6 protein-coding genes are annotated in these 6,637 nt (G+C 63.2%); all 6 read left to right on the forward strand.

What is annotated here, in order from left to right; genetic code table 11:
• Positions 1-140: 140 nt before the first annotated feature.
• The 6 genes from AW06_RS14320 to AW06_RS14345 all read left to right on the forward strand — a co-directional run bounded on the left by AW06_RS14320 (position 141) and on the right by AW06_RS14345 (position 6,467).
• Positions 141-401, forward strand: coding sequence for a transposase (locus AW06_RS14320; protein WP_034951409.1), 261 nt, complete (start codon positions 141-143; stop codon positions 399-401).
• A gap of 126 nt (positions 402-527) precedes the next feature.
• Positions 528-1,748 carry a nicotinate phosphoribosyltransferase gene (pncB, locus tag AW06_RS14325; protein ID WP_034951411.1) on the forward strand — a complete coding sequence of 407 codons (1,221 nt, stop codon included), beginning with the start codon at positions 528-530 and terminating at the stop codon, positions 1,746-1,748.
• Entirely contained in the window at positions 1,745-3,451 is a 1,707-nt protein-coding gene (locus AW06_RS14330) for an NAD+ synthase (RefSeq protein ID WP_034951412.1), read from the forward strand. The genes pncB and AW06_RS14330 overlap by 4 nt, the downstream gene beginning before the upstream one ends.
• A gap of 15 nt (positions 3,452-3,466) precedes the next feature.
• The gene (locus tag AW06_RS14335) at positions 3,467-4,492 is read left to right on the forward strand and encodes a bifunctional nicotinamide-nucleotide adenylyltransferase/Nudix hydroxylase (RefSeq protein WP_034951414.1); all 1,026 of its coding nucleotides are present in this window, start codon (positions 3,467-3,469) and stop codon (positions 4,490-4,492) included.
• 10 nt (positions 4,493-4,502) lie between these two features.
• On the forward strand, positions 4,503-5,480 hold the full coding sequence (locus AW06_RS14340; protein WP_034951416.1) for a serine/threonine protein kinase: 978 nt from the start codon (positions 4,503-4,505) through the stop codon (positions 5,478-5,480).
• A gap of 9 nt (positions 5,481-5,489) precedes the next feature.
• Positions 5,490-6,467, forward strand: coding sequence for a hypothetical protein (locus tag AW06_RS14345; RefSeq protein ID WP_034951418.1), 978 nt, complete (start codon positions 5,490-5,492; stop codon positions 6,465-6,467).
• Positions 6,468-6,637: the final 170 nt, after the last annotated feature.

The following is a 6,637-nucleotide window of genomic DNA, read 5'->3' on the forward strand; positions in this document are numbered from 1 at the left end:
AGGGAAACGGTCATGACTTCCATGATCGAGGTTGTCTGAAAAAGTCATGACCGTTAGCGAGCATCCAGACCTCCCGGCGATAGGCGCCGAAAAGCGTATTGTATGCCGCTCAGTTTCGATAGAGCACCCCCGGAATACGGGTGATCCGAAAAAATGGGAAGTCCGTCGCCCTCGATCCCTTTGACCCGGCCATGCGGCGGCAACGAGTCCTCGTGGAAACCGTCATCGACGAACTGAAAGACCTCGATCAGATCGAGTGCACCCGCCATCGCTCGCCCCTCCATTTCGCCGTCAACTTGCTGGCCGGCCCCATTGCCTATTGCTTCATGCCCGACAAACCCGGACTATCACTTCAGGACTTCCGCCGGCTCTCACCCTTCACCAAACTTATCCCGAACTGACGTTACCCTCATAAGGAGGGAATGAGCAGAGAAAATATTTTTGTCTGTTAGTTGCAAAATGCAACGAAGTAGTCTACAGTGTGTTCATGCGCCGGCTGGTCGGCGTTGCCGAAAAGGAGAGTGAGCATGACCTGGCAGAAAATTCATCCCCCCGTCGTTCGCAGCCTGCTGGAGAACGATCTCTACAAGTTCACGATGTGGCAGGCGCTGCTGCACAGCCACCCGGGAGCGCAGGCCGAATACGCCTTTTTCTGCCGGAACCGGCCGGTCTATCCACTGGCCGAGCTCAAGGCCGACGTCGATGCCGAACTCGACCACTTGTGTACCCTGACCTTCAGCGACGATGAACTCGCGTATCTGCGCAGCCTGCGCTTCATCAAGAGCGACTTCGTCGATTTCCTCTCGGTTTTTCGCTTCCAGCGCCGCTTCATCAGCACGCGCGCCGACGGCGAGCATCTGCGGGTCATCGCCAGCGGTCCCCTGGTGCATGTCATGGCATTCGAGATTTTTGTGCTCTACATGGTCAATGAGCTCTATTTTCGCCGGCTATCGACCGATGCCTCGATCCTTGCCGTGGCGCGCGAACGGCTGCAGGCAAAGGTCGGATTCCTGAAATCGGAGCGGCAGGCGCTGCTGTCGGCGACCGAGCCTTTCATCTTCTTCGACTTCGGCCTGCGCCGGCGCTATTCCGCTGCCTGGCACGAGGAAGTCGTGCGCACGCTGGCCAGCGAGGTGCCGGAGCATTTTCGCGGCACTTCCAACGTCTACCTTGCGAAGAAGCTGGGGCTGACGCCGATCGGCACGATGGCGCACGAGTACCTGCAGGCTTACCAGGCGTTCGGCTTTCGTCTGCGCGATTTTCAAAAAGCGGCGCTCGAGGCCTGGGTGCAGGAGTATCGCGGTGATCTCGGCATCGCACTGACCGACGTGGTCGGCATGGATGCCTTTCTCGCCGATTTCGATCTGTACTTTGCCAAGCTGTTCGACGGCCTTCGCCACGATTCGGGCGATCCCCTCGAATGGGCGGAAAAGGCTTTGCGCCACTATGCGCAACTGCACATCGACCCGATGAGCAAGCGCCTGGTTTTCTCCGATGGCCTGAACCTGCCGCGTGCGGTCGATCTGTACCGGCGTTTGCGCGGACGTGTGCAAACCTCCTACGGCATCGGTACCGATCTCTCGAACGATACGCCGCATCAGGCACTGAACGTGGTCATGAAAATCATGGCGTGCAACGGGCAGCCGGTCGCCAAGCTTTCCGATTCTCCGGGCAAGACGTTGTGCGAGGACGGCACCTTCCTGGCCTACCTGCGGCAGGTTTTCAATCATCCGGTGGAAAGGCCATGAATGCCTTTCGCCTTACCCTCGCGCAGTTGAATCCGACGATCGGCGACATCGACGGCAACATCGGCCTGATGTGTCGCGCAGCCGCGCAGGCGCATGCCGAGCAGGCGCAGATGGTGGTTTTTCCTGAACTGTCCCTGACCGGCTACCCGCCCGGCGACCTGCTCGATGAAGCCGATTTCATCGAGCGCGCGGCGGCGGGGCTCGACACACTGCTCGCCGCCAGCCACGCGACACCAGGCCTGTGCTGGGTGGTCGGCGCACCGATGCAGCGCAGCGGACCCGGCAAGCCGCTCGAAAACTGTCTGCTCGTGCTTCGCGACGGGGCGCTTTTACTCAGATACGCGAAGCAGTTGCTGCCGACCTACAATGTTTTTGACGAGCGCCGCCATTTCGAACCGGGACCGGATGTTGCCCGGATCCTGCGCGTCGACGGCACGCAGGTCGGTTTCCTGATCTGCGAAGACGGCTGGAACGACGCCGGCAGCGACTATGCGGTCAACCCGTTTAGCCGCCTCGCCGATGCCCGTCCCGATCTGCTGGTGACGATCAACGCCAGTCCGTCGAACATCGGCAAGCGCGAACAGCGCCATCGTCTCTTCGCGGCGGCCAGTCAGCGCCACCAGATCCCGCTGGTCTATGTGAACCAGATCGGCGGGCACGATCAACTGGTCTTCGACGGCGCCTCGTTCGCCGTTTCTCCGGCTGCCGGTGTGGTGTTCGAGGCGCCGCGCTTTGTCGAAGCGGTGAGCACGCTGCAATGGGACGGCACGAATTTCCTGTCGGCCACCGGGGAAGCCCTGCCGCCAGTCGCAGCCGAAGGTCTGCCGGTGATGGAGTTCTACCGTCGGCAGATCGTTCTCGGCCTGCGCGACTACGCTCGCCGCTGCGGCTTCAGCAGCGCGGTCGTCGGCTCCTCGGGCGGGATCGACAGCGCGCTGACGCTGGCGCTCGCCGTCGAGGCGCTCGGCGCGGACCATGTCGTCGCCATCACCATGCCCTCGTCTTTCTCTACGCCAGGCAGCGTTGATGACTCCGAAGTGCTCTGCCGCAGGCTCGGAATCCGCCTGATCGAGCATCCGATCCACGACCTCGTCAGCCAGTTCGCGGCGGGCTTCGCCGCGGCCTGCGGCGGCCCCTTGCGCGGCCTGGCGCTCGAGAATCTGCAGGCGCGGGTGCGCGGCACCATCCTGATGGAGTATTCCAACAGTTATGGCCACCTGCTGCTCACCACCGGCAACAAGAGCGAAATCTCGGTCGGCTATTGCACGCTGTACGGCGATACCAACGGCGGTCTGGGTTTGATCGGTGACCTCTACAAGACCGAAGTCTTTGCCTTGAGCCGGCACCTCAACGAATGCGCCGATGGCGAAGTGATCCCGCGAGCGATCCTCGACAAGGAGCCTTCGGCAGAACTCGCGCCCGGTCAGCGGGACACCGACAGCCTGCCTCCGTATCCGATCCTGGACACGATCCTCAAGGTGCTGATCGAGGGTGAGCGCCTCGGTGCCGACGAGCACGCGGAAGTCGAGTCCGCCTATGCGCAACTGCTGGCCAACGCCGAGGGCCGGGCGCTGGTGACGAGAATACGGCGCATGATCGCGCGCAACGAATACAAGCGACGCCAGGCCCCGCCGATTCTGCGCCTGCGCGGGCGCGCTTTCGGCAGCGGCCGGCAGATGCCGATTGCCGCTTGCTATGACTGACCAGGAGCCCATTCAATGACCCCCGACCGATTCGACATTGCCGTACTGATTGGCCGTTTCCAGCCCTTCCACAATGCGCATGCGGCTTTGCTCGCCAGAACCCTGCAAAGCGCCGGGCAGGTGATCGTCCTGCTCGGATCGGCGCACGCCGCGCGCAATGTCAAGAACCCGTTTACCTGGGAGGAGCGCGCCGCCATGATCGGCAGCACGCTCGACGACGCGACGCGCGAGCGTGTCCGTTTTCTGCCGATTCGCGACTACTACGACGATCGGCGCTGGGGCGAGGCGGTCGTCGCCGCGGTGCAGGAATACAGTGCCCCTGGCGCGCGGATTGCCCTCGTCGGCTACCTCAAGGATGCCTCCAGCAAATACCTGCAGCGCTTTCCGCGCTGGCAGTTCGTCGCCGTACCGAAATTTGACGAGATCGACGCAACCAGTATCCGCCAGATCTACTTCGAGAGCGAAGACTGGCCGGCGACGCAGGCGTTGCTCGGCGGGCTGCTGCCGACGCCGATCGTCCACTATCTGAAGGGCTGGACCCGCTTGCCGCATTATCACCCACTGCGCGGCGAGCATCTGGCCCTCGAGGAGAACCGGCGGGTCTGGGGAAGCGGTCCTTTCGTGACCGTGGATGCGGTCGTCACCGCGTCCGCGCATGTCCTGCTCGTCGAACGTGGGCGTTTGCCGGGAAAGGGCTTGTGGGCCGTGCCGGGCGGTTTTCTCGAGCCGCGCGAGCGCGTCCTGCAAGGCGCGATTCGTGAGCTGCGCGAAGAAACCGGTCTCGGCCTGCTCGATTCCACCCTTGAAGTGGCCCTGCAAGGCGTTGCCGTCTTCGATCATCCCGACCGCAGTCTGCGCGGGCGAACGATCACGCATGCGCATTGGTTCGATCTCGGCGACTGCCGCTTGCCCGAGGTCAGCGGCGCTGACGATGCGGCGCGAGCCAGGTGGACTCCGATCGCAGAACTCAGGGCCATGGAAAGTCGCTTTTTTGAAGATCACTTCAATCTGCTCGACCACTTCCTGTCCCTTCATCCCTGAGCCTGGCACGATGTCCTTCACCGCACTCACCTGTCCGCAATGCGGTGCGGCACTGCCCCGACAGGCGAGCTGGCGCATGGTGGTCTGTCCTTATTGCAGCGCGACGGTTACCCGCAACAAGTCGCTCGTGCAGGCGGCACCCTTGCGCGAAGCAGCCGCGCGAGTTCGTGCGCAGGCCCTGGCCGGCTACCCATCGACCTTGCCGGTGTTGCGCTGGCAGGGGCAACGCTACCAATTGCTCAAGCGGGTGGGTGTCGGCGAACATGCCGAGGTCCATCTTGCTGAACGCATGGGTCCCTTTCCGGAGCGGGTGATCGTCAAACTGGTGCACGCCGGTACGAGATCCGGCGTGCTTGCAGCCGAGGCCGCGATCCTGCGCGCCCTGCAGGCGAGTACGCTGGCAGAGGCGGCGTACTTCTCGCAAAGGGTGCCGCAAGCGATTGCCAGCGGTGTTGGCGAAACAGCCTGCGGGAACCAGCGGGAAGGGCTGCTGCTCCGCCATCCTTCCGGATACTGGGGTAGCCTGGCGCAGGTCTTGCGTTACGCAGCAAACGGAATCGAGCCCCGGCACGCTGTCTGGATCTGGCGGCGAGTCCTCGAAGTGCTGGCATTTGCGCACGACAGCGACTGGACTCATGGCGACCTGAGGCCCGAGCACTGGCTCGTGCACCCGCGCGATCACGGCGTGCTCCTCGTCGGCTGGTCGCGCGCCATGCCTGGAGCGGATGACGCAGCGATTGCCCGCGATCTGCGGCAATCGGCATGGACCCTGCGTGCGCTCTTGTGCGGAGGCGACACGCTGCCCACCTGCGGGCGCAGTACGCCTCCTCCCCTGGTGGATTTGCTGGAACGCAGCAGCGAAGACGCCGCCTGGTGTGCCGAGGTCGGCGCGCGCGGGCTTGACCAGGCGCTGGTCGCGGCCGCTCGCGCCTCTTTCGGGCCGCCGAAATTCATCCCTTTCAACCCCACTTCGGCGACTTGCCGCTAGGAGAACATCATGGGCTACGGTAGTTATTCGCACAGCGCGCATGCGGCGCTGACCACGGATCGGGCGGCGCTGTCACGCGCCGAAGTCTTCAAACAACGCGGCTGTCACGCCTTGATGGACCCCAAGGGTCTGTCGGTTCGCGAAGCGCGCGACAGCGCCGAACATCCGAACTCGCTTGGCATCGTCTTTGCGCTCGATGTCACCGGCTCGATGGGGAATATTCCAGAATACCTGGCACGCCGCGATCTGCCGACTTTCATGAAGTTGCTGACCGATTGCCGGGTTCCCGACCCGCAGGTGATGTTCATGGCAATTGGCGACGCCACCTCGGATGGCGCGCCGCTGCAGGTTGGGCAGTTCGAAACCACCGCGGAACTGATCGACCAGTGGCTCACCTGGAGTTACCTCGAAGGGGGAGGCGGGGGCTCTAATAGCGAGAGCTACGAGCTGGCTTTCTACGTGCTCGCGCAACACACCGACCTCGACTGCTGGGTGAAGCGCAGAAAACGTGGCTATCTGTTCATGACCGGCGATGAACATCCCTATCCGGTCGTTTCCCGCCATCAGATCGAAGCCTTGATCGGCGAGAGGCTCGACGAAGACATTGCGCTCGAGGAGGTCGTCGCCGCTGCCGCCGAATCCTGGCATCTCTTCTTCCTGATTCCGGATCGGCAACGCCGTCAAAACTGTGAAGCGCGCTGGCGCGAGGTGCTCGGCGATCAGGTGATCTGCATGGAATCGCATGTGGACACCTGTACGGTCGCGGCAGCAATCGTCGGTCTGACCGAGGGTGCCCTCCGCGGTGTCGACGCGCTCGCCGATGTCCTGCATGCCAACGGCACCCCGCGTGATCGCATTGCCGCCACCATCCGCGCGCTGCAGTCTTATGCTGATCTCATCGACCCGGACGCGCCGAAGCGCATCCACACGCATCCGACTTCGACCGCGATCGGCAAACCCGATTGGTGGAAGCGCCTTTTTTCCTGACGGTCATGGCTGTTGCCGGTATCTCCGATCATGACAGTCATGACCGTTTCCCTCCCTTGCAGGGCGCATTCCGGCTTGCACGCCGGAATCGTTCGATGGGCGCAGAGCATGCTCCGCGAATACCCCATCGCACCCCCCGACTCCTCCCGCGGCCCGCGCTGCATCGCGGG

This window comes from Candidatus Accumulibacter cognatus (assembly GCF_000584975.1).
In the GTDB taxonomy this organism is placed as follows: domain Bacteria; phylum Pseudomonadota; class Gammaproteobacteria; order Burkholderiales; family Rhodocyclaceae; genus Accumulibacter; species Accumulibacter cognatus.